Source organism: Oceanicella sp. SM1341, assembly GCF_003448965.1.
GTDB lineage: Bacteria > Pseudomonadota > Alphaproteobacteria > Rhodobacterales > Rhodobacteraceae > Paroceanicella.
Genome location: NZ_QRGC01000002.1, coordinates 85,949 through 110,206, shown reverse-complemented (window position 1 = coordinate 110,206; position 24,258 = coordinate 85,949). Strand labels below are relative to the sequence as shown.

The 24,258-nt window shown below is 72.7% G+C and carries 20 protein-coding genes and 1 tRNA gene; 8 read left to right on the top strand and 13 right to left on the bottom strand.

The genetic code is table 11. The features are described from left to right. Positions 1-62 precede the first annotated feature (62 nt). From D3P35_RS02475 to D3P35_RS02460, 4 genes are read right to left on the bottom strand one after another with little or no spacing between them, the layout of a single operon-like run. Complete coding sequence (locus D3P35_RS02475; protein WP_118132884.1) at positions 63-848, bottom strand: ABC transporter ATP-binding protein; 786 nt, start codon at positions 846-848, stop codon at positions 63-65. Beyond that, the gene (fhuB, locus tag D3P35_RS02470; RefSeq protein ID WP_118132883.1) at positions 845-2,818 is read right to left on the bottom strand and encodes a Fe(3+)-hydroxamate ABC transporter permease FhuB; all 1,974 of its coding nucleotides are present in this window, start codon (positions 2,816-2,818) and stop codon (positions 845-847) included. Before fhuB ends, D3P35_RS02475 begins: the two co-directional genes overlap by 4 nt. Next, positions 2,815-3,699, bottom strand: coding sequence for an ABC transporter substrate-binding protein (locus D3P35_RS02465; protein WP_198670435.1), 885 nt, complete (start codon positions 3,697-3,699; stop codon positions 2,815-2,817). The genes fhuB and D3P35_RS02465 overlap by 4 nt, the downstream gene beginning before the upstream one ends. Before the next feature lie 10 nt (positions 3,700-3,709). After that, on the bottom strand, positions 3,710-5,833 hold the full coding sequence (locus D3P35_RS02460; protein ID WP_118132882.1) for a TonB-dependent siderophore receptor: 2,124 nt from the start codon (positions 5,831-5,833) through the stop codon (positions 3,710-3,712). 364 nt (positions 5,834-6,197) lie between these two features. Between D3P35_RS02460 and D3P35_RS02455 the strand changes: the two genes are divergently transcribed. After that, entirely contained in the window at positions 6,198-7,415 is a 1,218-nt protein-coding gene (locus D3P35_RS02455; protein WP_118132881.1) for a GTP-binding protein, read from the top strand. Next, a complete protein-coding gene (locus tag D3P35_RS02450; protein WP_198670434.1) occupies positions 7,415-7,696 on the top strand; it encodes a DUF6525 family protein in 282 nt (93 codons plus the stop codon). Before D3P35_RS02455 ends, D3P35_RS02450 begins: the two co-directional genes overlap by 1 nt. 291 nt (positions 7,697-7,987) lie before the next feature. Here D3P35_RS02450 and D3P35_RS02445 read toward each other — a convergent pair whose 3' ends face one another. After that, entirely contained in the window at positions 7,988-8,470 is a 483-nt protein-coding gene (locus D3P35_RS02445; protein ID WP_118132880.1) for a Fur family transcriptional regulator, read from the bottom strand. 94 nt (positions 8,471-8,564) lie between these two features. Between D3P35_RS02445 and D3P35_RS02440 the strand changes: the two genes are divergently transcribed. Then, positions 8,565-9,650 carry a zinc ABC transporter substrate-binding protein gene (locus tag D3P35_RS02440; protein ID WP_118132879.1) on the top strand — a complete coding sequence of 362 codons (1,086 nt, stop codon included), beginning with the start codon at positions 8,565-8,567 and terminating at the stop codon, positions 9,648-9,650. Between the two features lie 36 nt (positions 9,651-9,686). On the opposite strand, the gene D3P35_RS02435 is transcribed toward D3P35_RS02440, so the two are convergent. The 6 genes from D3P35_RS02435 to hemC all read right to left on the bottom strand — a co-directional run bounded on the left by D3P35_RS02435 (position 9,687) and on the right by hemC (position 16,230). Further along, entirely contained in the window at positions 9,687-10,781 is a 1,095-nt protein-coding gene (locus tag D3P35_RS02435) for a chemotaxis response regulator protein-glutamate methylesterase (protein ID WP_118132878.1), read from the bottom strand. Between the two features lie 494 nt (positions 10,782-11,275). Next, positions 11,276-11,351: transfer RNA gene (locus D3P35_RS02430), tRNA-Thr, on the bottom strand. A 97-nt stretch (positions 11,352-11,448) separates the two neighbouring features. Continuing rightward, the gene (locus D3P35_RS02425; protein WP_118132877.1) at positions 11,449-12,951 is read right to left on the bottom strand and encodes a heme biosynthesis protein HemY; all 1,503 of its coding nucleotides are present in this window, start codon (positions 12,949-12,951) and stop codon (positions 11,449-11,451) included. Between the two features lie 20 nt (positions 12,952-12,971). Continuing rightward, positions 12,972-14,447 carry a COG4223 family protein gene (locus D3P35_RS02420; protein WP_118132876.1) on the bottom strand — a complete coding sequence of 492 codons (1,476 nt, stop codon included), beginning with the start codon at positions 14,445-14,447 and terminating at the stop codon, positions 12,972-12,974. 126 nt (positions 14,448-14,573) lie between these two features. Next, the gene (locus tag D3P35_RS02415) at positions 14,574-15,317 is read right to left on the bottom strand and encodes a uroporphyrinogen-III synthase (protein WP_118132875.1); all 744 of its coding nucleotides are present in this window, start codon (positions 15,315-15,317) and stop codon (positions 14,574-14,576) included. Next, positions 15,298-16,230 (bottom strand): hydroxymethylbilane synthase, encoded by a 933-nt coding sequence (gene hemC, locus D3P35_RS02410; protein ID WP_118132874.1) that lies wholly within the window; start codon positions 16,228-16,230, stop codon positions 15,298-15,300. The genes D3P35_RS02415 and hemC overlap by 20 nt, the downstream gene beginning before the upstream one ends. 53 nt (positions 16,231-16,283) lie before the next feature. On the opposite strand from hemC, the gene tsaD reads away from it, so the two are divergent. The 3 genes from tsaD to D3P35_RS02395 are packed head-to-tail and all read left to right on the top strand — an operon-like array spanning position 16,284 to position 18,684. Further along, positions 16,284-17,378 carry a tRNA (adenosine(37)-N6)-threonylcarbamoyltransferase complex transferase subunit TsaD gene (tsaD, locus tag D3P35_RS02405; RefSeq protein ID WP_118132873.1) on the top strand — a complete coding sequence of 365 codons (1,095 nt, stop codon included), beginning with the start codon at positions 16,284-16,286 and terminating at the stop codon, positions 17,376-17,378. A 14-nt stretch (positions 17,379-17,392) separates the two neighbouring features. After that, the gene (locus D3P35_RS02400) at positions 17,393-18,268 is read left to right on the top strand and encodes an NAD(P)H-dependent glycerol-3-phosphate dehydrogenase (RefSeq protein ID WP_118133137.1); all 876 of its coding nucleotides are present in this window, start codon (positions 17,393-17,395) and stop codon (positions 18,266-18,268) included. Beyond that, on the top strand, positions 18,265-18,684 hold the full coding sequence (locus D3P35_RS02395) for an EVE domain-containing protein (protein WP_118132872.1): 420 nt from the start codon (positions 18,265-18,267) through the stop codon (positions 18,682-18,684). Before D3P35_RS02400 ends, D3P35_RS02395 begins: the two co-directional genes overlap by 4 nt. A 772-nt stretch (positions 18,685-19,456) precedes the next feature. Here D3P35_RS02395 and ahcY read toward each other — a convergent pair. Continuing rightward, complete coding sequence (gene ahcY, locus D3P35_RS02390; protein WP_118132871.1) at positions 19,457-20,848, bottom strand: adenosylhomocysteinase; 1,392 nt, start codon at positions 20,846-20,848, stop codon at positions 19,457-19,459. Between the two features lie 119 nt (positions 20,849-20,967). Here ahcY and D3P35_RS02385 point away from each other — a divergent pair, with 119 nt between their 5' ends. After that, a complete protein-coding gene (locus tag D3P35_RS02385; protein ID WP_232830342.1) occupies positions 20,968-21,570 on the top strand; it encodes a YfbR-like 5'-deoxynucleotidase in 603 nt (200 codons plus the stop codon). A 130-nt stretch (positions 21,571-21,700) separates the two neighbouring features. On the opposite strand, the gene ychF is transcribed toward D3P35_RS02385, so the two are convergent. Then, positions 21,701-22,798: a redox-regulated ATPase YchF gene (gene ychF / locus D3P35_RS02380; protein WP_118132870.1), complete on the bottom strand. Its 1,098-nt coding sequence runs from the start codon at positions 22,796-22,798 to the stop codon at positions 21,701-21,703. 405 nt (positions 22,799-23,203) lie between these two features. On the opposite strand from ychF, the gene D3P35_RS02375 reads away from it, so the two are divergent. Further along, complete coding sequence (locus tag D3P35_RS02375; RefSeq protein ID WP_118132869.1) at positions 23,204-24,217, top strand: TRAP transporter substrate-binding protein; 1,014 nt, start codon at positions 23,204-23,206, stop codon at positions 24,215-24,217. The last annotated feature ends 41 nt before the right edge of the window (positions 24,218-24,258 follow it).

Sequence of the window (24,258 nt, the reverse complement as noted above, 5' to 3'; positions counted from 1 at the left end):
CCACGCTCGCAGCCGGTCGCGGTCGCGCCAGCGCGGGGGGGGGGGGGCCGTGGCGCCGGGCCTCAGAGCGGCAGGGCCACCGGGCGGCCGGTGCCGGGCTGGCGCATCACGTCCATGTCGATGCCGTAGATGCGGCGCAGCTCGTCCGGGGCCATCAGCGCCTCGGGGGGAAGCTGGGCGATCACCCGGCCCGCCTTCAGCGCCACGATCCCGTCGCAGAAGCGCGCCGCCATGTTCACGTCGTGCAGCACGATCACCACGCCCATGCCGCGGGCCCGGGCCAGCCGGCGCACCAGGGCGAGCACCTCAACCTGGTGGGCGATGTCGAGGGCGGAGATCGGCTCGTCGAGCAGCAGGCACCCCGCCTGCTGGGCCACCAGCATCGCCAGCCACACCCGCTGGCGCTCGCCGCCCGAGAGCGTGTCGACCTGCCGGCCGGTGAGCCCGCCCACCCCGGTCTCGGAGATCGCGTCGCGCACCGCCTGCCGGCCCTCGCCGGTGATCCGGCCCAGCGCGCCGTGCCAGGGGTAGCGGCCGAGGGCCACCAGCTCCTCCGTCAGCATGCCGGCGGTGGCGGGCAGGTATTGCGGCAGGTAGGCCACGCGGCGGGCGAAATCGCGCCCGCGCCAGGCCTCAAGCGGCCGGCCGTCGAAGCGGATGCTGCCGCGGTCGGGGCGCATCTGGCGCGCGAGGATCTTCAGCAGCGTCGACTTGCCGGAGCCGTTGTGGCCGATCAGCCCGGTGATGCTGCCGGCGGGCACATCCAGCGTGAGGTCCGAGAGCAGCTCGCGGCCGCCGAGCGCGAGGCCCAGGCCGGAGATCGAGAACAGGGGAGCGTCAGCGGTCATCGGCCTCGCCTCGTGAGCAGGAGGATCAGGTAGGGCGCGCCGATCAGCGACGCAAACAGGCCCAGCGGCTGCTCGTAGGGGAAGCTCGCCACCCGGGCGCCGAAATCGGCCAGCATCATCAGCGCGGCACCGATCAGCACCGCGGCGGCGAGCTGCGGGCCCGGCCGGGCGAAGCCGGCCCGCGCCGCCATGTGCGGCGCCATCAGGCCCACGAAGCTCATCGGCCCGACGAGCAGCGTGGCCGCCCCGGTGGCGAGGCCCGCGAGCAGCACCAGCCCGAGCCGCGCGGCCACCACCGGCACGCCCAGCGCGCCCGCCGCCTCCGGCCCGAGCGGCAACAGCACGAGCCAGCGGCGGAACAGGAGCGCGAGCCCGGTGCCCGCGCAGGCCGCCGCCACGAGCCCCAGCGCACCGGCCGGGCCCGCCGTGGCGGCGGAGCCGCTGGTCCAGGCCAGGATCTCCCAGGCGCGCATGTCCCCCAGCGACATCAGCGCGCTCAGCACCGCGCCGGAGAGGGCCGAGACCGCGACACCGGTGAGCAGCAGCTTCTCGGCCGAGAGCCCGCGCAGGGCGGCGAAGAGCACCAGCGCCAGCACCAGCGCCGCCCCGCCCATCGCCCCTCCCCCGCGCAGCAGCGCGTCGGAACCGGGGGCGAGGAAGACGACCGTCGCGAGGCCCATGCCGGCACCGCCGGTGACGCCCATCACCTCGGGGCTGGCCATCGGGTTCGCAGTCATGCGCTGCAGCAGGGCACCGGCGAGGGCCAGCAGCGCGCCCGCACCGCCCGCCGCCAGCAGGCGCGGCCAGCGCAGCGGCCAGAGCTCGGCGGCCATCGCCCGGTCGAGCAGCACCCAGCCGTCGGGCAGCCGCCCCAGCCCCAGCGCCAGCGCCGCGGCCAGCAGCACCAGCGCCGCCGGCACCGCGAGCGCGCGCGCCTCGCGGGAGAGGCGCGGCACCGGCGCGCCTTCGCCCGCCGCCCCCGGCGGGGCGGAGGCGCGCAGCCGCGGCAGCAGCCAGAGCAGCAGGGGCCCGCCGATCAGCCCGATCACCGCGCCGGCGGGGAAACGCTCACCCGCCTCGGCGGCGAGGGTCAGAACCAACCCGTCGACGAGGCTCAGCAGCAGCGCGCCGGTGAGGGCGGAGAGCGCCAGCACCGCGCCGGGCCGCCGGGCGCCGAGGCCGCGCGCCAGCGCCGGCGCGGCGAGGCCGAGGAAGGCCACCAGCCCCACCGCCGCCGTGACACTGGCCGAGAGCACCACGGCGAGCCCCAGCACGCAGGCGCGCAGCGCGGCGACATTGACCCCCAGCGCCCCGGCACCGGCGGCGCCGAGCCCCATCGCCGCGAGCGGGCGCAGCATCAGCGCCGCGAGCAGGCCGCCCGCCCCCAGCACGCCCGCGAGCCAGAGCGCCGTCTGCCAGTCCTGCTGCACCAGCGAACCGCCGTTCCAGATCACCAGCGACATGAGGTATTCGCCCTCACCGATGGTGAGGGCGGCCGAGAGGGCGGCGGCGGTCATCCCCACCAGCAGCCCCGCGACCACCATGGTGACCGGAGCAAACCCGCTGCGCCAGCCGAGGCCGAGCGACAGGGCGGCCGCCGCAGCGGCCCCCGCCAGCGCCACCGGCCAGCGGCCGCCCATCAGGATGTCGGGCGCCAGCACCGTGGCCGCCACGATGGCGAGTTGCGCGCCGGCGGAGACGCCCAGCGTGGCCGGGCTCGCCAGCGGATTGCGCAGCGCGGCCTGCATCAGCGCGCCGGAGAGGCCCAGCACGGCGCCGGCCAGCAGCCCCACGGCGCCGCGCGGCAGGGTGCCGTAGGCGAGCAGGATCTGCCCGAGGTCCATGTCGGCGGCGCGGAAGGGCCAGGCGGGCCAGGCCGCGAAGGGCAGCTCGGCCAGTGCCGCGTGCAGCCAGAGGGCAGCCGCCAGAGCCGCGGCACCGGCCGGCAGCAGGAGGGCGCGGGCGCTCATGCCGCCTCCAGCGCGGCGGCGAGCAGGCGGGCGAAGCGCCGGGCGGCGAAGATGCCGCCATGCGGGTTCACGTTGGCGAGTCGGCATACCCGGCCCTCGCGCACCGGCGGCAGGGAGGCCCAGAGCACGCTGGTCTCCAGCCCGGCGCGCGCCGCGGGGGGAATGTCGGACACGATGACGATGCGCGCCTCGGGCCGGGCGGCGAGCTCCTCCAGCGGCACCGGGGCGGCGAAGCTGAAGCGCGAGGCGGAGGTCCAGGCATTGGGCAGGCCCAGCCGGTCGAGCACGTTGCCGAACATGCTGTCGGCCCCGAAGGCGCGGAAATGCCGGGCGTCGCCGAGGTTGATCACGTAGGTGGGCCGGGTGGCGAAGGGCGCGAGCCGGGCGGCGAGACGGTCGAACTCCGCCTCGGCCCCGGCCCGTGCGGCGCGGGCGGCCGCCTCGCGGCCCAGACGGGCGCCGAGCGCGCCCAGCGCGTCGAGCGCCTTGGGCAGCGGCGGCTCGCCCGGCACGAAGAAGGGCAGCGACATCACCGGCGCGATGCGCTCCAGCGCCGCGAGATGGCGGGTGTAGTAGGGCGAGGAGAGGATGAGATCGGGGCCCACGAGGTGCAGCAGCTCGAAGTTGGGCGCGCCGCGCAGGCCGATGTCGACCACCGAGGGCGGCAGGGCCGGCTCCACCGCGTCCTCGCGAAAGCGCAGCAGCTCGGCGGCGGCCACCGGCTCCACGCCCAGGGCCACCAGCGTCTCGAGCATCGACCAGTCGAGTGCTGCCACCCGGGGCGCCGGCCCGGCCCCGGCGGCCGCCGGGGCGCGGGACACGGCAAGCCCGGTGGCCAGAAGCCCCAGCACCTGCCGCCGTGTACGCGCCGAGCCGCTCACCGGACCCGGCTCACCACTTGTAGGTGAGCTTCGCCATCACCGTGCGGCCGTCGCCGTAGTAACAGCCGAAGCTGCCGCAGTTCGAGACATAGGTCTCGTCGGTGAGGTTGCGCACCGTGACCGAGGCCACGGCACTGCCGAGGTCCCAGCTCACGCCGAGGTCGAGCAGCGTCACCGCCTCCATCTTGTAGCTGTTGGCGAGATCGCCGTAGCGGCTGCCGACGTAGCGCACGCCGCCGCCGAGGCCGAGCCCCTTGAACGGGCCGCTCTGCAGCTCGTAGTTCAGCCACAGCGAGGCGGCGTTCTGCGGCACGTTGGTGGGCTCCAGCCCGTCTTCCGTGCCGCCCTCGCGCTCGGCGTTGGTGTAGGTGTAGGCGGCATGCAGGTCGAGCCCCTCGGCGAGGCTGGCCTGCCCCTGCAGCTCCAGCCCCTGGGTGTGCACCTGGCCGATCTGCCTCTGGTAGCTCGCGCCGCCGAAGGTGTCGGTCACGGTGACATTGTCCTGCGTCAGGTCGTAGAGCGCGACGGTGAAGAGCGCGTTCATGCCCTTCGGCTGGTACTTCACGCCGATCTCGAACTGCTCGCCGGTGGTGGGCTCGAAGGCCGCACCGGTGAGCCCGTCGGTGCCGACCACCGGCTCGAAGGAAGTGGCATAGCTCGCGTAGGGCGCGATGCCGTTGTCGAAGACATAGCTCAGCCCGATGCGGCCGGTGACATCGCTGTCCTGCTCGTCGAGCTCGGAGGTGCCGGCGAAATTGGTGTAGGTGCTGCCCTCGGTCTTCGCCCAGTCCCAGCGCAGCCCGCCGGTGGCGCGCCAGCCGCCCCAGGCCACCTCGTCCTGCACGTAGATGCCGGCCTGCTCGAGCGTGGTGTCGTTGGTGGAGGTGTACCACACGTCCTTCGGCACGTCGGCGCCGTAGACCGGGTCGAAGGCGTCGAGCGTGGGGGCGTAGCCGAACTCGGTCGACACGTCATTCTCGAAACGGCGCAGGTCGAGGCCGAAGAGCAGCGTGTGCCGCGTGGGGCCGAGGTTCACCTCGCCGGTGACATGGGTGTCGAAGTTCCAGGTGGTGGTGTCCTCGCGCTGGTAGGTGACACCGCGGTTCATCGTGCGGCCGTCGGCGGCGAGGCTGCTGAAGTAGACGGAATCGTAATCCCAGTCGAATTTCGAGTAGCGGGCGTTCTGCGACAGGGTCCAGCCCTCGGCGAAGCGGTGCTCGAACTCGTAGCCGATGTTGGTCATCGTGCGGTCGGAGGTGTCGGCCGCGGTCTCGCCGATGTAGAACTCGCGCTTGAGCTGGTTGCCGCCGTTCAGCGTCAGCTCTGCCGGCAGGCCGGAGGGCGCGGTGGGGTTGTCCTTCTGGAAGCTGGTGAGCAGGGTGAAGGAGGTGTCCGCGCTCGGCCGCCAGGTGGCGGTGGGGGCGATGTAGAAGCGGTCGTCGTCCAGCTCGTCGGTCTGAGCGCCGGCCTGGCGCAGCACGCCGGTGAGCCGCCAGGCCACCTCGCCGTCGCCCAGCGTGTCGCCGACATCGCCGAAGACCTCGCGCTGGTCGAAGCTGCCCATGCCGACGCCGAGCTCGCCGAAGCTCTCGAACACCGGGTGCTTCTGGATCTGGTTGATCAGCCCGCCGGGGTTTCCCTGGCCGTAGAGCACCGAGGCGGGGCCGAGCAGCACCTCGATGCGCTCCATCCCGTAGGTCTCGATCGAGGGCGCGCCGGAGGTGCGCATCAGCTTCAGGCCGTTGAGGTACTGGCTCTGCCTCCCGTCGAAGCCGCGGATCGAGGGGCTGTCGAAGCGCGGGTCGGCGCCATAGGGCACACCCACCACGCCGGCGGAATATTCCAGCGCCTGGCCGAGCGTCTCGGCGCCCTGCGCGCGGATCTCGTCGGCGGTCACCACCGAGACGGACTGCTGGGTCTCGAGGATCGGCGTTCCGGTCTTGGTGGCGGTGGCGGAGGTTTCGGCCACGTAGCCGTCGACCGGCTGGGTCGGGTCCTGCTCGCCCTCGACGACCACGGGTTCGAGCGCGATCGGCGCGCCGCTGTCCTGGCCGAAAGCCGAGGGGGCGGAAAGGATGGCGGCGAGGCAGGCGCCGCAGAGCAGGCCGCTGCGGCCGGAGAGGAGAACGGGCATGGATAGCTCCCGGCAAGACGGTTGAGGCACGCCGCGGGGCAGGACACCCCGCGCAGGTGGCGGCGCTCTTGGCTGGGCCAGCCGGGGGCACGGCGCCGGCGGGCGGGGCGGGGAGCGCGCGGGGCGCCACCCCTGCCGGGCGGGCAGGCCATGCCTCCGCTGCCTTGCTGGAGACGCGGCCCTCATGCTCCGCCGGCAGGGCTTTGTCCAACATTTATTTCAGACCGGCGACAATTTTTGCCGCGCTGCAGCAGCACTGTTGCACCGTTGCCATTGCGGACCGCCCGCGCCGGGCCCCGGTGCCTCTTGCCAGCCGCGGCGCCTCCTGTATAGTTACGTTATAACATTACATATGAGGCTCCCGATGCCGGAAACCGACCCCCGCCTGCCCGTCACCGTCCTGTCCGGATTCCTCGGGGCGGGCAAGACGACGCTGCTCAACGCGGTGCTCAACAACCGCGAGGGCCGCCGCGTGGCGGTCATCGTGAACGACATGTCCGAGGTGAACATCGACGCCGACCTGGTGCGCGAGGGCGGCGCCGAACTCAGCCGCTCGGAGGAAACGCTGGTCGAGATGACCAACGGCTGCATCTGCTGCACCCTGCGCGACGACCTGCTGCAGGAGGTGCGCCGCCTCGCCGCCGAGCGGCGCTTCGACCACCTGCTGATCGAATCCACCGGCATCTCCGAGCCGCTGCCCGTGGCCGCCACCTTCGAGTTCCGCGACGCGGAGGGGCAGAGCCTGTCGGACATCGCCCGGCTCGACACCATGGTGACCGTGGTCGACGCGGCAAACCTGCTGGCCGATTTCTCCGGGCACGACTTCCTCGCCGACCGGGGCGAGAGCCGCGGCGAGGGCGACACCCGCCGCATCGTCGACCTGCTGGTCGACCAGATCGAGTTCGCCGACGTGGTGGTGCTGAACAAGGTCACCGCCGCGGGGCCCGCCCGGGTGGACGCGGCGCGGGCCATCATCACCGCGCTCAACCCCGTGGCCCGGCTGATCGAGACCGATTTCGCCCGGGTGCCCCCCGGCGATATCCTGGACACCGGCCTGTTCGACTTCGAGACCGCCCACACCCACCCCACCTGGGCGCGCGAGCTCTACGGCTTCGCCGACCACGTGCCGGAGACCGAGGAATACGGCGTGCGCTCCTTCGTCTACCGCGCCCGGCGGCCCTTTCACCCCCAGCGCGTGCACGACGTGCTCAACGGCGCCCTGCCGGGAGTGATCCGGGCCAAGGGCCATTTCTGGGTGGCGACCCGGCCGGACTGGCTGGCCGAATTCTCCCTCGCCGGGGCGCTGAGCAGCGTGAAGCCGCTGGGCCGCTGGTGGGCCAGCGTGCCGGAAGCGCGCCGCCCCGCCTCTCCCGAGGCCGAGAGCTACTTCCGCCGCCACTGGGCCGAACCCTTCGGCGACCGGCGGCAGGAGCTCGTCTTCATCGGCACCGGCATGGACCCCGCCGCCATCACCGCGGCGCTCGACGCCGCGCTCATCGGCCCGGAGGACCGCTTCACCCCCGAGGCCTGGACGGCGCTGCCGGACCCGTTTCCGCAGTGGCTCGCGGCGGCGCCGGCCTGATGGCCCGCGCCCGCAACGGCGGGAACAGCCGCCTGCCCCGCCGCCGCCGCAGCGCCGACCCGATGGCGGCCTACGACCGGCTATCGCCCGAGCTGCGCGCCTGGCTCGCCGCCGCGGCCCTGCCCTGGTCGCCCCGCTCGGCCCGCAAGGCCTGGGCCCGCGCCCTCGCCGCCGCGCGCGGCGACACCGCGGCCGCCCGCACCGCCCTCACCGCGCTCGAAGCCCGGCTGCTGGCCCGCGATGCGCCGGGCGTCTGGGGCCCCGGGCACCCCTCCGGCTGACCCCGCCCGCAGCAGGCGCACCCGAGCGGCCACCTGCACCTGCCGAACGCCGCCGGAAGCGCGCAGGTGGCCGCTCGGGCACCGGAAAATCCATGTGGGGGGCGCGGGGGCGCGCGCCGGGCAGATGCTTCAGGGTGCGCCTCCGCAGGGGCCTTCGGGCGGGAGACCGGCGGCGCACCTTCGGCAGGTACCTGGCGCGCGCCTTCGGCGGACTCCTTAATGCGCGCCTTTGGCGGAGCCCTTGCAGCACGCCTTCGGCAAGTTCCTTAATGCGCGCCTTCGGCAGATTCCTTAATGCGCGCCTTCGGCGCGACACCCCGGACAAACCCCCTCAACCTCCACCACCGCGCGCTCGATCTCGAAACCCGCTTCCCGCGCCGCACGGTCCAGCTCGCCGCTCATCGGCGACGACGGCGCCTCGGCCACCGACGCACAGACCCGGCAGATCATGAAGGCCGGCGCATGCCCCTCGCCCGGATGCGCACAGGCCACATAGGCGTTCAGCCGCTCGATCTTGTGCGCGAACCCGTTCGTCACCAGGAAATCCAGCGCCCGGTAGGCCACCGGCGGCTGCGAGCCCAGCCCCTCCGCCCCGAGCCGCTCCAGGATGTCGTAGGCGCCCAGGGCCCGGTGCTCTTCCAGCAGCATTTCCAGCACGCGACGCCGCACGGGGGTCAGCCGCAGCTTGCGTGCCGCGCACTCGCCTTCCGCCGCCGCCAGCGCGTCGCCGATACACGCCGCATGGTCGTGCCGCCCGAAACCCAGTGCCGTCATGACAGCCTCCCGCTCAGTACACTTCGGGGATTGATATGTGATAACGTAACATATAAGACCCCGACATCTGTTATGTAATAACACGGAGCGAGACATGCGGAAGCTTTTTCCCGGAATGGCGGTGACGGCGGCGCTCGCGGCGGGCACGGCCGCGGCGGAGGTGCCGTCGGTGGCCACCGACATCCCGCCGGTCCATTCCCTCGTGGCGCGGGTGATGCAGGGCGTCGGCACGCCGGACCTGATCATCCGCCCGGGCGCCTCGCCGCATGACTACGCGCTGCGCCCCTCCGAGGCGGCGGCGCTGCAGCGCGCCGACCTGGTGTTCTGGGTCGGCGAGGAGCTCACGCCCTGGCTGGAGGGGCCCGTGTCCGAGCTCGCGTCGGGAGCGGAGTCCATCCAGCTGCTGGAAACCCCCGGCACCACCGAGCTCGCGTTCCGCGAGGGCGCGACCTTCGAGGCCCACTCGCATGGCGACGCGCACGAGGGCCATGAAGAGCATGCCCATGACGATCATGAAGGCCACGGGCATGAAGGCCACGGGCATGATGACCACGGGCACGAAGAGCACGGGCACGAAGAGCACGGGCATGACGCGCACGCCCATGACGACCACGGGCACGATGACCACGCCCACGGGGAGGATGCGCATGGCCACGATCATCACGGCCACGATCCGCATGCCTGGCTCGACCCCGAGAACGCCCGCGTCTGGCTCGGCGTGATCGCCGACAGGCTCGCTGCGCTCGACCCCGAGCATGCCGCGGCCTACGCGGCCAACGCCGACGCCGGTCGCGCCGAGCTCACCGCACTGGAGGAGCGCATCAACGCGAGCCTCGACGGGCTGCACGATACGCCGTTCATCGTGTTCCACGACGCCTACCAGTATTTCGAGACGCGCTTCGGCCTCGCCGCCGCGGGGGCGATCAGCATCGGTGACGGCGCGGCCCCCGGTGCCGCGCGCCTCGCCGAGATCCGCGACAAGGTGCAGCGCCTCGACGTGCGCTGCGTCTTCGCCGAGCCCCAGTTCAACCCCGGCCTGGTCGAGACCGTGCTGCAGGACACCGAGGCGAAGGCCGGCGTGCTCGACCCGCTGGGCGCGAAGCTGGAGCCGGGACCCGGCCTCTACCCCGCCCTGCTGCAGGAGATGGCCGACGGGCTGCGCGCCTGCCTCGCGCGCTGAACTTCCCCGACCGCCCTCCCGCCCGCGGGCGGGCGGTCATACCGCCGGGCGGCGCGCCGCCCAGGCGGTGATCTCGGCCGCGAGCCGCGCCGGCGGCAGCGCCCGCTCGGCGGCGCCGAGGGCCAGCGCCTCGCGCGGCATGCCGAAGACGACGCAGCTCGCCTCGTCCTGCACCAGGGTCTCGGCCCCGGCCTGGCGCATCTCCAGCAGGCCGCGCGCGCCGTCATCCCCCATCCCGGTCATCAGCACGCCGAGCGCGTTGCCCCCCGCCTCCTGCGCGACGGAGCGGAACAGCACGTCCACCGAGGGACGATGGCGCATCACGCTCGGCCCTTCCACGATCTCCACCCGATACTGCGCCCCCTGCCGGCGCAGCAGCATGTGGCGGTTGCCCGGCGCGATAAGCGCGAGGCCGGGGCCGGTCATGTCGCCGTTCGCCGCCTCGGCCACCCGCATGGGGCATTGCATGTCGAGCCGCCGGGCGAAGGCGGCGGTGAACTTCTCGGGCATGTGCTGGACGATCACCACCGGAGGCCCGCGCTCCGGCAGGGCGCGCAGCACCTCCAGCAGCGCCTCGGTGCCGCCGGTGGACGCGCCCATCGCCACCAGCGAGCCGGCGCGCGGCACCCGGGCGGCGCCGGGGCGCGCGGGCGGCAGGATCACGTCGGCGCCGAGCTTGGGCAGCGGGCGGGTGAGCTCCTCCACCCGCGCGGGGCGGCGCACCCGCGCCGCGGCGAGCACGGCGGTGACCAGCAGCGCCTGGCCCTCGCGCCGGTCCGCCTCGGTGACCAGGCGCGGCTTGCCGATCACCTCCGTGGCGCCCAGTTCCAGCGCCCGCTGCGCCTGGAGCGAGCCCTTCTGCGTGGGATCGGTGCAGATGACCACCGGCAGCGGATGCCGCGCCATCACCTTGCGCAGGAAGGTGAGCCCGTCCATGCGGCTGAGGTCGAGATCCATCAGCAGCACATCGGGCATGCGGGCGCGCATCTTGGCTGCAGCGTCATACGGATCGGTCGCCGTGTCGGAAACCGTGATGCCGCGCTCGGCGGAAAGCAGGGCGCGGTAAGCCGAACGGGCGGAGGCGCTGTCATCGACGACGAGCACGCGGATCGGCCGGTCGACGGCATTCATCGGCGCCTCACTCGCGCCGGAACGGCGCCGCAGGGAGAGCGCCCGGCAGCCCCGGCCCCGCAGCCGGAGCCCGGCGGCAGACGGTGCCGGCGCGTGGCGCGCGGCGGGCTTCCCGCCCGGCACGGCCTGTTGCGGTGCCGTGTCATCCGCCCCCCCGGCTCAGCTTGCCCGGCGGGCGGGCCGCCCCCGCCGCGCCGCGGCCATCCCGCAAACGGGGCGCTCAGCGGGCCCGGCCGCCGGCCGCAGGCGGGCCGATGCCGCGCTCCTGCCTTGCGGAGGCAGGCGGCGGCAGGGCCCGCGAGAAAGACGCGCGCAGCGCCGGGGGCGGGCGGGGCGGGGGCTCGGCGGGGGATGGGGCATCCGTGCTCTCCATGGTCGGAGAGACGGTCATAGCGGGGCCACCTTAACAGCCTCTTGCGCCGTCGGGGCGCATGGCAAGGCGGGGTCCGGCACGTGGTTCAGGCAGAGCCCTGCGGGGGGGGGGGGGGGAAGGGTGGTGCCGCTTGTCAGACTCGAACTGACGACCTCCGCATTACGAATGCGATGCTCTACCGGCTGAGCTAAAGCGGCGTCCGGTGCGTCGGGCGGGCGCGGGAGTGCCGCGCCGGCCCGTCAGGCACGCTCCATACGGCATCTTGGGGGATGCCGCAAGAGCCTGTGGGGCGGCTCAGGCCCCGCGCGGGGCGGAGGTGGCGGGGGCCTCCTCCTCCACCTGCTCGGCATCGCTCGCCTCGGGCGGCGGCGCGGCCGGCTTCGGCGCCGGGTCGGAGGTTTCCGGGCCCGGCACGCTGCGGCCGGCGCCGACGATGATCGGCAGCATGGCGGCCGAGCTCGCGTCCGGCACGCTGCCGGCGGGGGGCTCCTCCCAGACCAGGGTGTCGAAGGCGTCGCAGTTCTCGCAGACCGGGGTCCAGCTCGCGTGGACATGGCGGCACTTGCCGCAGACCCACTGCTCGCCGCGCGAGGCGCCGAGCGCGCTCGCCAGCCAGCCGCGCACCACGCTGTCCTCGGCGCCCTCGCCGCGCTCCACCGCCGCCATGATGGCGAGGCTGCGCGTGGTCGGGCGGGTCTGGGCGAGATCGCCCAGCGCGCGGCGCGCACCGGGGAAATCCTCGGCAGCGAGGGCGAGCTCGGCGGCCAGCATCCGGGTTTCGGGGTGGTCGGCCTTCAGCTTCAGCAGCGGGCGGAAGCGCTCCTGCCGCTCGGCGGCGGTCTCGTCGGGCACGAGGGCGGCGAAGGCGGCGGCGAGGTCGGGGTGCGGGTTCGCCTCCCAGGCCTTCTTGAGGATCTTCTCGGCCCCCTTGCGGTCGCCCTCCCCGGCCTTGAGGCGGGAGGCGGTGACGGCGGCAGGCACGAAGGCGGGGGCGAGGCGATTCGCGTCGCGCGCGGCGAGCCGGGCGCGGGCGAGATCGCCGGTCACCTCGGCCTCGCGCGCCTCGGCGAGCGAGAGCACGGCGTCGCGCCGCGCGCCCACGTCGCGCGGCAGGGCCTTGGCCTTCACCTTGGCCTCCACCGTGCGGCGGGCGCCGGCCCAGTCACCGCTCTCGGACTGGAGCATGAACAGGGTGTCGAGCACGCCCTCGTGCTTGGGCTTCAGGGCGAAGGCCTTCTCGGCGAGCTTGAGCGCCACCTCGGTGTTGCCCTCCTCCAGCCGCTGGCGCATCAGGCCGCGCACGCCCACGAAGCGGGTGCGGTCATCCTCGAGGAGCTGCTTGTAATACTCCTCGGCGCGGGCGTGGTTGCCGGCCATCTCGGCGGCCTGGGCGTTGATGAGGCGGGTGAGCTCGGGGCGGTCGAGCAGCTTCTCGGCCTTGGAGGCCTTGGCCATCGCCTCCTTCCCCTCGCCGCCGGCGAGCGCGATCATGCCCTTGGCCAGCGCGTCGAAGCCGCGCCGTTCGCGCGAGCGGTCGAAGTGGCGCGAGATGGCGGTGTCGTCGCCGTTGAGGAAGCGCAGCACCGCCACCAGCAGGCCGGCGAGCTTGAGCAGGATCCACACCGCCAGCAGCGCGAGCAGCAGCACGATGATGAAGGTGATGGGCTCCAGGCTCACCTCGCGGGCGCCGAAGGCGATGCGCACCTCGCCGGGGGTTTCCACGACATATCCCGCGCCCCAGGCGACCAGGGCGGTGAGGACCACGAAGATGGCGACTTTGAGAAGCGACCAGATCATTGCTTTTCTCCCCCCGGCATTCAGTTCGCGACAGACGCTTCGCGCAGCGTCTCGTAGGCGGCCAGCGCGTCGCGGCGCCGCTCGGCCCGGCCGAGCCAGCCGGACATGGCGTCCTTCGCCTCCGGCGGCAGGGCCTCGGCCTCGGTGAGGGCGGCGTCGAGCCGGTCCTCCTTCAGGCGGGCGTCGACCCGGCTGAGGATGGCGTCGGTGCTGTCGCCCTGCTGCTCGGTGAGCGAGCGGCTCGCCACCTGGGCCGAGAGGAAGGCGGTGGCCCGGTCGAAGATGCCGGAGCCGGCGTCGGCGCGCAGCGAGGCGCGGATGGAGGCATGGGCAGCGTCCGGGAAATCCGCCCGCAGGGAGGACAGGGTGGGCACGCCGCTTTCCTCGGCGGCGGCGAGGCCCTCGGGCACCTCCGCGGCGCCGGCCTGCTCGATGGCGGCGACGGGACCGGTGAGCGGCTCCCCGCTCTCGATGGCGGCGCCGAGGTCGTTGAGCGCGGCCTGGTAGGCGGCGGAGCGGCGCACGGTCTCGGCATCGGCGGCGATGGCGTCGGCCTCCTCGGCGCGGCGCTCGCTGGTGGCGGCCACCTCGTCGATGCGCTGGGAGAGGCTGCCGGTGCGGCCGGTGAGGTCGGCGAGCTCGGCCTTCAGCCCGTCCACCGCGGCGGAGAGCGTGTCGAGCCGGGCCGAATTCTCCTGCGCCACGCCGGTGCCGAGCGACTCGACCTGGGCGGCGAGGCCCTGCATCTGCGATTCCGCCTGGGCGAGGCGCGATTCGATGGCGCCGCTGTCGGAGGCGGCGATCTGGTCGGAAAGCTGGTTCACCTGCTCGAGCGCCGCATCGAGGCGCTGCTGGCGCTCGGTGGCGTTCTCCTCCAGCGCGGCGGCGACACGGGCATTCACCATCTCCTCGAGCGCGGCCTCGTCGGGGCCGGTGTCGAGGGCGGCGATGCGGTCGTCGAGCTCGGCGCGCAGGGCGGCGATCTCCTCCTCGGCGCGCTCGCCGCCGGGGGTGAGCCACTGGGCGACCGGGGCCATGCCGGCGGGCAGGTGCGGCGCCACCTTCGGCCCGGCCCAGAGGAACAGCGCCCCGCCCAGCAGGATAAGCACCAGCCCGGTGAGCACCCGGCCGGCGACGGAGTAATGCTCCTCCTCCTCGTGCTCCGGCTCCTCGGGCTCCGTCTCGGGCAGGAGCGGGGGCTCGGCGGCGGGCGGCGGCGTGGCCGCGCCGGGGCCGTCCTCCTCCGGCGCACGCTCGGGCACGGGCGCGAGGGCCGGCGCGGCGCCGGGTTGCGGCGCGGCCCGGGCCGGGTCCGGCGACGGGGCTCCTGCAGCGGGGTCGTGCGGGGCGGCGGCCGGCCCGTCGGGGGCGGCCATGCGGGGCCCGGCGGGCATGTCGGCAAACGGGTCCGGCGCGGTGAGTTTCGGGCCGGACGCGGTGTCCGGGCCGGTCTTCGCGGCATCGATTTCGGTTTCGGTCTTCCTGTCGCGTGTCATGGGACCGGCATATCCTCCTGCAATTCTGGCAGGCGGTCAGACACCGCCAGCACCCATCCGCCTGTGGGGCGAAGGTAGGTCAGCCCACCGCCGGGGGCAACAATTCTTCCAGTCGGATGCGGGGTTTCACCGGCCGACAAACTGTCCCAGCCCCTCGATCACCGCCTCCGCATCGGGGCGGGAGGCGAGGGTGACGCGGCCGAAACCGGCCTCCGAGAGGGGGGTCGCGGCGGCCCGCGAGATGCAGATCGCCGCGGCGCCGCCCAGCGCCCAGCCGGCGCCGGCCGCCCGCGCCGCGAGCGCGAGATCGGTGAACAGCCGCGCCGCCCGGGGCGAGAGGAAACTGGCCACCAGCGGGCCGCCATGCGCCAGCCGCGCGGCCACGGCCTGCGGCGGGGCGGCCACCGGGCGCGCCTCGTAGAGCACCAGTTCGCGCACGCCGATGCCCTCGGCGGCCAGCGTGCCGACGAGGTCTCCCGCCGCCTGGCGGCCGTGCACCCAGAGATAGTCTCCGCCGCCGGGAATGGCCGCCCGTGCGGCCAGCGCGGCGAGCGCCGCGGCATCGCCCCCGGCCGATTCGGCGGCAAGCCCGGCCCCGGCTGCGGCGGCCGCCGTGGCATCGCCCACGCAGAGTGCCGGCAGGTGGCGCGCCTCGCTTGCCGCACAGAAGGCGCGCACGCCGTTGGCGGAGGTGAAGAGCAGCGCCTGCACGCCCTCGAGCGCCACCGGCGCGGGCTCCGTCACCAGCTCGGTAAGCGGCATCATGAGCGGCCGGAAGGCGCCCGGCCAGGCCTCCGCCACCCGGGCCGCGAAGGCCGTGGCCTGCGGCTCGGGGCGGGTGATGAGCAGATCAGCCGAAGAACCCGTCACCGGCCTTGTCCCTCAGCGCCTCGCCCAGCGCCCGGGCCGCGGCGGCGGCTTCCGCCTCGGGCCCCGACCAGTCGGCGGCGTGGCGCTCGGTGCCGTCGGGGCGCAGGATCTCGCCGCGGAAGCGGATCGTGCCGCCCTCCAGCCGCGCGAGCGCCGCGATGGGCGTGCGGCAGGAACCGTCGAGCGCGGCGAGGAAGGCGCGTTCCACCGCCACGCAGGCGGCGGTCTCGGCATCGCCGATCGGGGCGAGCAGCGCGGCGGCGCGGTCGTCGTCCGCGCGGCGCTCGATGCCGATGGCACCCTGGGCGGGGGCGGGCAGCACCGTCTCCACCGGCAGGGGAGTGCCGAGGCCTTCGCGCCCCAGCCGCTCCAGCCCGGCGCAGGCGAGGAAGGTGGCCTCGGCCACGCCGGTCTCGAGCTTCTTCAGCCGGGTCTGCACGTTGCCGCGGAACTCGACCACCTGCAGGTCCGGCCGCACGGCGAGCAGCTGGGCGCGCCTGCGCAGCGAGGAGGTGCCCACCGTGGCCCCCTGCGGCAGCGCCTCCAGCGAGGCATGCCGGGCGGAGATGAAGGCATCGCGCACATCGGCGCGCGGCAGCACGGTGTCGATCACCAGCCCCTCGGGCAGCAGGGTGGCCACGTCCTTCATCGAGTGCACGGCGATGTCGATCTCGCGGGAGAGCAGCGCCTCCTCGATCTCCTTGGTGAACAGGCCCTTGCCGCCGATCTCGGCCAGCGAGCGGTCCTGCACCGCGTCGCCGGTGGTGCGGATGACCTTGATGAGGAAGGCGTCCTGCGGCAGCCCGTGAGCGGCCATCAGCCGGTCCCGGGTCTGCTCGGCCTGGGCGAGCGCCAGCGGTGAGCCGCGCGTGCCGATGCACAGCGGCTCGGCGGGGGAGCATTGCGGTGTCATGTCCGCGGTGTTACCTGCGCAAGCACGCGCTGGCAATCGGACAAAAGCGACCAATGGACCGGACCCTGACCCTCCTCGGACTGGAATCGAGCTGTGACGACACGGCCGCCGCCGTTGTGCGCGGCCGGCCGGGCGGAGCGGGGGAGATCCTGTCCTCGGTCGTCTCCGGCCAGGCGGAGCTGCACGCCGATTTCGGCGGCGTGGTGCCCGAGATCGCCGCCCGCGCCCATGCCGAGCGGCTCGACCTGTGCGTGGAGCGCGCGCTGGAGGAGGCGGGGCTCAGCCTCGCCGATGTCGACGCCATAGCGGTGACCGCCGGGCCGGGGCTGATCGGCGGCGTGGTCTCGGGCGTGATGTGCGCCAAGGGGCTCGCGGCCGGCGCCGGGCTGCCGCTCATCGGGGTCAACCACCTCTCGGGCCATGCCCTCACCCCGCGGCTGACCGACGGGCTCGCCTACCCCTACCTGATGCTGCTGGTCTCGGGCGGGCACTGCCAGTTCCTCGCCGTGGAGGGCCCGGACAGCTTCCGCCGCCTCGGCGGCACCATCGACGACGCGCCGGGCGAGGCCTTCGACAAGGTGGCGAAGATGCTCGCGCTCGGCTACCCCGGCGGCCCGGCGGTGGAGCGCGAGGCCGCGGCGGGCGACGCCGCCCGCTTCGCCTTCCCCCGCCCGCTGCTCGACCGGCCGGACTGCGATTTCTCCTTCTCCGGGCTCAAGACCGCCGTGCGCCGCGCGCGTGACCGGATCGTGGCGGAAAAGGGCGGCCTCACCGTGCAGGACCGCGCCGACCTCTGCGCCGGTTTCCAGCAGGCCGTGGCCGAAGTGGTGGCGGAAAAGACCCGCCGCGCCTGCCGGCTGTTCGCGCAGGCGCACGGACCGCGCACCCTCGCGGTGGCTGGCGGCGTGGCGGCAAACGCTGTGCTGCGCGCCGCCCTCACCGGTGCGGCCGAGGGCGAGGGCTTCGGCTTCCTCGCCCCGCCGCTGCGCCTGTGCACCGACAATGGCGCGATGATCGCCTGGGCCGGGCTGGAGCAGCTCGGCCTGCGCGGGCCCGACGACATGGCCCTCGGCGCCCGCCCGCGCTGGCCGCTCGACGCCGCGGCCGCCGCCATGCTCGGCTCGGGCCGCAAGGGGGCGAAGGCGTGAGCGCGCCTGCGGGCGTGATCCACATTCTCGGCGCCGGGGCCTTCGGCTCCGCCCTCGCCGCCACGTTCCGCGACGGTGGCGCGCCCGTGGCGCTGCACGGCCGGGGGGCCGCGCCGGCGCTGGCGGAAGGCGACATCCTGCTCGCCGCGGTGCCGGCGGGGGCCACGGCCTCGGTGCTCGCCGCCCTGCCCCCGGGCCCGGCCGTGCCGCTGGTGCTCTGCGCCAAGGGGCTCACGCCCGGCGATCTCCTGCTGCAGTCGCAGGTGGCGGAGGGGCATGCCGGCCCGCTCGCAGCCCTCACCGGCCCGGGCTTCGCCGCCGATCTCGCCCGCGGCCTGCCCACCGCGCTCACCCTCGCCTGCGAGGAGCCGGAGGCCGGGGCGGAGCTGCAACGCCGCCTCTCCACGCCGGCGCTGCGCCTCTACCTCACCGACGATCTCACCGGCGCGCAGCTGGGCGGGGCGCTGAAGAACGTCTTCGCCATCGCCTGCGGGGCGGCCATCGGCGCGGGCCTCGGCGACAGTGCCCGCGCCGCGCTGATGACCCGGGGTTTCGCCGAGATGACCCGGCTGGGCTGCGCGCTCGGCGGCCGGCGCGAGACCTTCGCCGGGCTCTCCGGCCTGGGCGACCTCTCGCTCACCTGCAACTCGCCCCTGTCGCGCAATTTCGCCCTCGGCCATGCGCTGGGGCGCGGCGAGGCCCCGGCGGCGGTGACACAGGAGGGGCGGCCCACCGCCGGCGCCGCCCTGGCGCTGGCGCGGCGCGAGGCGGTGGAGGTGCCGATCATCACCGCGGTTGCACAGCTCCTCGCCGGGGAGATAACAGTGCGCGAGGCGATGGCGCAGCTTCTCGCCCGGCCGCTGACGCGCGAATCCAAGGGGACGACATGAACTACTGGCTCTTCAAATCGGAACCCGGCACCTGGTCCTGGGACGACCAGGTCGCCAAGGGGGCCGAGGGCGAGGAATGGAACGGCGTGCGCAACTACCAGGCGCGCAACAACATGCGGGCCATGGCGCTCGGCGACCGCGGCTTCTTCTACCACTCGGTGAACGAGAAGCGCATCATGGGCGTGGTCGAGGTCTCGGCCCTGTGCCACCCGGACAGCACCACCGAGGACCCGCGCTGGGAATGCGTCGACATCCGCGCCGTCGGCCCGTTCGCCACGCCGATCACCCTGGAGGACTGCAAGCGCACGCCCGGGCTGGAGAAGATGATCCTGGTGAACAACTCCCGCCTCTCCGTGCAGCCGGTTAGCCCGGAGGAATGGGACATCCTGTGCCGCATGGGCGGTTTCGAAGGCTGAGCGCCCGGCCGCGCCGGGCGGCCCACCCCGACGCCCCCGCCCCTCGCGGGCGCCCCCCCTGACCCCCGCCGGGCGCAGCGCCGGCAACGGCCCCCGGGCCGGTGCCACGCCCGCCGAGCTGCGGGGGCGTTAGCCCCCTCGGCGAGGCGGGCGTTCCCCCTTCGGGCTGCAGGCTGTCGCTCCCCTTCAGGCGGCCGGATGTCGGGCCGCTGGCTCTTGCACTCTCTTCGGGCTTCTGGCCGTCGCGCCCCTTCGGGCTGCGGGCTGCGGGTTGCGCTCCCTTCGAGCCGCCGGCTGTCGCGAGCGGAGTGCCGGAAATAAAGTGGCGGAGAGCTTCTGCCCAGGAAGCTCTCCGCCGCCCCACCAGGCCAGACGCGCAAACACATCCGGCCGGCTCCCACGGGTATCCCGTATCCTCATCGCACAGTGCTCCAAGGCCGCGCAGGATCGGCGCGCCGCTGCATCACGATGCAGAGGCAGGCCACCCGGCTCTGGAAAATCCGCTCTCGGGGAGACGGAGGCGTTTGGGGAATATGCGTGCCGTCAGCCTGTGGAGGTGGTGCGTCGGACATCCTGTGCTGCAGTTCCTGAACTGCAGAGAGCTGTCCGGCATCGTCCCGGCTGGCGGCGCCCGTTCTAGGCTCGCAGGATCTGTATCGCCCATCTGCCCGCGCGCCGCAAGAAATTGATAGGTAAAATCCAATAATTACAGAGGTATGAACGCAAAAGGGGCGGCCCGCGGGCCGCCCCTTCCTCGCCCGTGCGGGGGCGATCAGTAGCGGTAGTGCTCGGCCTTGAACGGCCCCTCGGCGGACACGCCGATATAGGCCGCCTGCTCCTTGGAGAGGGTGGTGAGCTTCACGCCCAGCTTGGCGAGATGCAGCGCCGCCACCTTCTCGTCGAGATGCTTGGGCAGCACGTAGACCTCGTTCTTGTACTGCTCGCCGCGGGTCCAGAGCTCGATCTGCGCCAGCACCTGGTTGGTGAAGGAGGCGGACATCACGAAGCTCGGGTGGCCGGTGGCGTTGCCGAGGTTCAGCAGCCGCCCCTCGGAGAGCAGGATCAGCCGCGCGCCCGTGGGCATCTCGATCATGTCGACCTGCGGCTTGATATTGGTCCACTTGTGGTTCTTCAGCGCCGCGACCTGGATCTCGTTGTCGAAGTGCCCGATGTTGCCGACGATGGCCATGTCCTTCATCTCGCGCATGTGCTCGATGCGGATCACGTCCTTGTTGCCGGTGGTGGTGATGAAGATGTCGGCGGAGGACACGACATCCTCCAGCGTCACCACCTCGAACCCGTCCATCGCCGCCTGCAGCGCGCAGATCGGGTCGATCTCGGTCACCTTCACCCGGGCGCCGGCGCCGCGCAAGCTTGCGGCGGAGCCCTTGCCCACGTCGCCGTAGCCGCAGACCACGGCCACCTTGCCGGCCATCATCGTGTCGGTGGCGCGGCGGATGCCGTCGACCAGCGATTCCTTGCAGCCGTACTTGTTGTCGAACTTCGACTTGGTGACGCTGTCGTTCACGTTGATCGCCGGGAAGGGCAGCTGGCCCTGCTTCATCAGCTCGTAGAGCCGGTGCACGCCGGTGGTGGTCTCTTCCGAGACGCCCTGCAGCATGTCGCGCTGCTTCGTGAACCAGCCCGGGTTCGCCGCCATGCGCTTTCTGATCTGGGCGAAGAGGCACTCCTCCTCCTCCGAGGTCGGCGTGGCGATGAGGTCGGTCTCGCCGGCTTCCACCCGCGCCCCCATGAGGATGTAGAGCGTGGCGTCGCCGCCATCGTCGAGGATCAGGTTGGCGCCCTCGGCGAAGTCGAAGATCTTGTCGGCATAGTCCCAGTACTCGGCCAGGGTCTCGCCCTTGATGGCGAAGACCGGGATGCCGGCGGCGGCGATGGCCGCGGCGGCATGGTCCTGGGTGGAGAAGATGTTGCACGAGGCCCAGCGCACTTCGGCGCCCAGTGCCACCAGCGTCTCGATCAGCACGGCGGTCTGGATGGTCATGTGCAGCGAGCCGGCGATCCGCGCGCCCTTGAGCGGCTTCGTGGTGCCGAACTCCTCGCGCAGCGCCATCAGCCCCGGCATCTCCGTCTCGGCGATGTCGAGTTCCTTGCGGCCGTAATCGGCCAATCCGATATCCTTGACAATGTAATCCGTGGACATGAAAGGCTCCTCCGAGACAATTGGAATCCTAAGGCCTGTTACCACCTTCCCCCGGGGCCGACAATGTCGGGCGTGGGTCGTGACGCGAAGTGAATGCTTACAACACGGGAGAACCCGTTTTGCCCCGCAAGACCCGCGCCTGGCAGCGCATGCTTTCCGGACGCCGGCTCGACCTGCTCGACCCGTCCCCCTTCGACATCGAGATCGAGGACATCGCCCACGGGCTCGCCTTCGTGGCGCGCTGGAACGGCCAGACCATGGGCGCCTGGCCCTACTCGGTGGCCGAGCATTCGCTGCTGGTGGAGGAGTTCTTCTGCCTCATCGCCCCGGAGGCCCCGGTGCAATGGCGCCTCGCCGCCCTGCTGCATGACGCGCCGGAATACGTGGTGGGCGACATGATCTCGCCGGTCAAGCACACGATCGGCGCAGATTACCGCGAGCTGGAGGACCGGCTGATGCAGGCCGTCCACCTGCGCTTCGGCCTGCCGGCGGTGCTGCCCGCCCGGGTGAAGGCGCAGATCAAGAAGGCCGACCGGCTGTCCGCCTGGCTCGAGGCGGTGCAGATCGCGGGCTTTTCGGAGGGCGAGGCCAGCCGCTTCTTCGGCCGGCCGGACGCGGGCCTGATCGCCTCCGTCACGCTCGACCCCCAGCCCCCCGCGGTGGTGCGCGGCGGCTACCTCGAGCGCTTCCGCACCCTGATGGGCGAGATGGGCCCCGCCTGAGGCGCCCCGCCCCGCGGGGCGGCGAGGCAGCAGGAACGGCCCGGAACGGGCCTCCGCATCGCAACGAAGGCGGCACGCGCGATTGCAGCGCCGACGGAGGGGCCGGGAGCAGCCCCGGCCGGCCGATGCCTCAGGTGTTGAAGAGGAAGTGCAGCACGTCCCCGTCCTTGACCATGTAGGACTTGCCCTCGGCGCGCAGCTTGCCCGCGTCGCGCGCTCCGGCCTCGCCCTTGCAGGCCACGTAGTCGTCGTAGCCGATGGTCTCGGCGCGGATGAAGCCGCGCTCGAAATCGCCGTGGATCACGCCCGCCGCCTGCGGCGCGTGGGTGCCGGCCGGGATGGTCCAGGCGCGGGCCTCCTTCGGCCCCACGGTGAAGTAGGTCTGCAGGCCCAGCAGCCCGTAGCCGGCGCGGATCATCCGGTCGAGCCCGGGCTCGGCGAGGCCCATTTCCTCGAGGAACATGTCGCGGTCCTCGTCGGCGAGCTGGGAGATCTCCTCCTCGATCGCCGCCGAGATCACCACCGAGGCAGCGCCCTGCTCGGCCGCCATCTGCGCCACGCGCTCGGAATGGGCGTTGCCGGTGGCCGCCGAGGCCTCGTCGACGTTGCAGACATAGAGCACCGGCTTCGCGGTGATGAGCTGCAGCAGGCTCCAGGCACGGGCGTCGTCCTCGGCCACGGACACGGTGCGGGCCGGCCTGCCGTCCTCCAACGCCGCCTGGGCATCCTTGAGCAGGCGCTCCTGGTCGGCGGCCTCGCGGTCGCCGCCGCGCACCTTGCGCTGCAGGTTCTGCAGGCGTTTCTCGATGCTCTCGAGGTCGGCGAGCATCAGCTCGGTCTCGATCACCTCGGCGTCGGAGATCGGGTCCACCCGGCCCTCGACATGGGTGACATCGTCATCCTCGAAACAGCGCAGCACATGGGCGATGGCGTCGGTCTCGCGGATGTTGGCGAGGAACTGGTTGCCGAGCCCCTCGCCCTTCGAGGCCCCCTTCACCAGGCCCGCGATGTCCACGAAGGTGAGGCGGGTGGGGATGATCTGCTTCGAGCCGGCGATTTCGGCCAGCGTGTCGAGCCGCGCATCGGGCACGGCCACCTCGCCCACGTTGGGCTCGATGGTGCAGAAGGGAAAGTTCGCCGCCTGCGCCGCGGCCGTGCGCGTGAGGGCGTTGAAGAGCGTCGACTTGCCCACGTTCGGCAGCCCGACGATACCGCATTTGAAGCCCATGAGGATCTCCGGATCTGTTGCCGGGCGCCCGGGCCCGTTTCCCGGGCGGTTCTAGGGTTTTTCCGCCCGAAGGTGAAGGGCAAAGCTGCCGCGCCCTCCGGGCGTCGCCCGGCGCGCGCCGGCCAGCGTTCCGGCAGGGCCCGGGCCGGGCTGCGGAGGTGCGCAGTCCGATTTGCCGGTCCCCGCACGGCGGCTGCGGAAACCCGCATGGAGACGTTGCGTCAACCTGCCAGAATTGTTGCAATGCAATAGGGAATACGCAGATGCAAAACAGAGAAGGTATTGAATTTCTTCTTGTTTGGTCGAAGACCCTCCAGTAGTTTTTCCGCGAGGTGCACAGATCGTTTGTGCGCCAGACCGCGAAAACGGCCCGTTCAGAAGAGCCGCGCATCGGGAGGACCATGTATGAAACTTTCTCTTCTGCTCGCAGGTGTGGCTGCGGCCGCCATTTCCGCCACCGCCGCCTCGGCCCAGGAATACACCCTGCGCATCCAGACCCATTACGCGCCGGAGACGGTGTCGGGGAAGCTCGCCGCCCAGTTCGTCGATGACGTGCAGGTGATGTCGGGCGGGCGTCTTGCCATCGAGATGTTCTACTCCTCCTCCGTCGTGAAGACGGTGGAGACCTTCGACGCCGCCGCCTCGGGCATCCTCGACGGCGACATGACCGGCGGCGCCTACCAGACCGGCAAGAACGCCGGCTTCCAGTTCGTCGGCGACATCATGGGCGGCTACGACACGCCCTGGCAGCAGTACGCCTGGCTGTACGACGGCGGCGGCATGGAGCAGGCGCAGGCGCTCTACGAAGAATTCAACATGCACCTGGTGGGCTGGTGGATCTACGGGCAGGAATCGCTCGCCTCCAACAACCCGCTCACCGGCGTGGCCGACCTGAAGGACTGGAAGTTCCGCTCGCCCCCGGGCCTCGAGACCGAGATCTTCGCCTCGCTCGGCTCCAAGCCGGTGGTGATGGACTTCACCGAGATCTTCACCGCGCTCGAGACCAAGATCATCGACGGCGCCGATGCCTCGGGCTTGGCGAACAACGTGGGCCTCGGCCTCTACGACATCGCCACGCATGCCACCTACCCCGGCTTCCACTCCATGCCCTCGGACCATCTCGCGATCCGCAAGGACAAGTGGGACAGCCTGCCGCCGGACATCCAGCGCATCATCGAGGTGGCGATGCAGAAGCTCGGCTTCCAGACCTCGCTGAAGTTCGAGGTGGCCAACAACGAGGCCGCCGCGAAGCTCAAGGAACAGGGCGTGACCCTGCACAACTGGAGCCAGGAAGACCGCATGGCCTTCCGCACGGCCGCGCAGGAAGCCTGGAAGGGCTGGGCCGAGAAGTCCCCGGAAGCCAAGGCGCTTGTCGAAAGCCACACGGCCTTCCTCGAGAAGCTGGGCCTGATCCAGTAACGCACGCTTCCGCGAGCCCGAGAAACCTGCCGGCGGGTGCC